The organism is Phocaeicola faecicola, assembly GCF_013618865.1.
GTDB lineage: Bacteria > Bacteroidota > Bacteroidia > Bacteroidales > Bacteroidaceae > Phocaeicola > Phocaeicola faecicola.
This window is the reverse complement of record NZ_JABSOE010000164.1, coordinates 1-811: the sequence shown is the minus strand read 5'-3', so window position 1 is coordinate 811 and position 811 is coordinate 1. Positions and strand designations below refer to the sequence as shown.

General features: G+C 47.7%; 1 protein-coding gene. It reads right to left on the bottom strand.

Going from position 1 to position 811, the window contains the following annotated elements:
- A partial coding sequence (locus tag H3001_RS19160) for a transposase (RefSeq protein ID WP_181215802.1) occupies positions 1 to 811 on the bottom strand: 811 nt, incomplete at both ends.

Sequence of the window (811 nt, the reverse complement as noted above, 5' to 3'; positions counted from 1 at the left end):
TCCTTTTCTGTTCCTTATGAAAATAGTTGTACTTTATAAAGGTTTCAATGCCATGTCTGAAAGCGTACAGATAGTTCTCCTCGCTTCCGTATCCGGCATCACAGACAGATACGTCAGGGTATCTGCCGTAAAGGGAGTGGAAGTCATCCATATGCAGGGGATAGGTGGAGGTATCACCCGCGCACTGATGGATGGTATAGTTCAGGATAAACTGTTTATTGGTACTTATCTGAGGATTATATCCGGGCTTGAGCTGTCCGTTCCTCATATGATCCTCTTTCATGCGCATGAAAGTGGCGTCATTGTCTGTCTTTGAGTAGCTGTTGCGTCCGTCAAGTTTCTTTCCCTGTGCTTCATATTTCCTGAGCTGTTCAGGCCATGACTTCCTTACACGTCTTATTTTCGCTTTCATTTTCCTGTCAGCATCCACTCCGTTCAGAGCATCATCTATCTGGCAGAGCGCCTTTTCAACTTTCTCCGGAGTGATATCTTGATATGTGATGGGAGCGGAATCACGCAGTTCCTGCTTGGTGACGGACTCGGCGTACTGCCATATCTCTTCAAGCTGTTCCGCGATTCTGGATATGCGCGTATGTATGGACTTACCCCAGACGAACGTATAACGGTTGGCGTTCGCCTCTATCTTCGTTCCGTCGGTACAGGCCACATCCAGACTTACAAAACCTTCCGACACGAGGAACTTCACGATGGTGGCAAATATTGTCTTGAGTACATCCTTCAGCCGGCTGCTGCGGAAACGGTTGATGGTATTATGGTCAGGAGTAACGTTGCCGGTAAGCCACATGAAGCG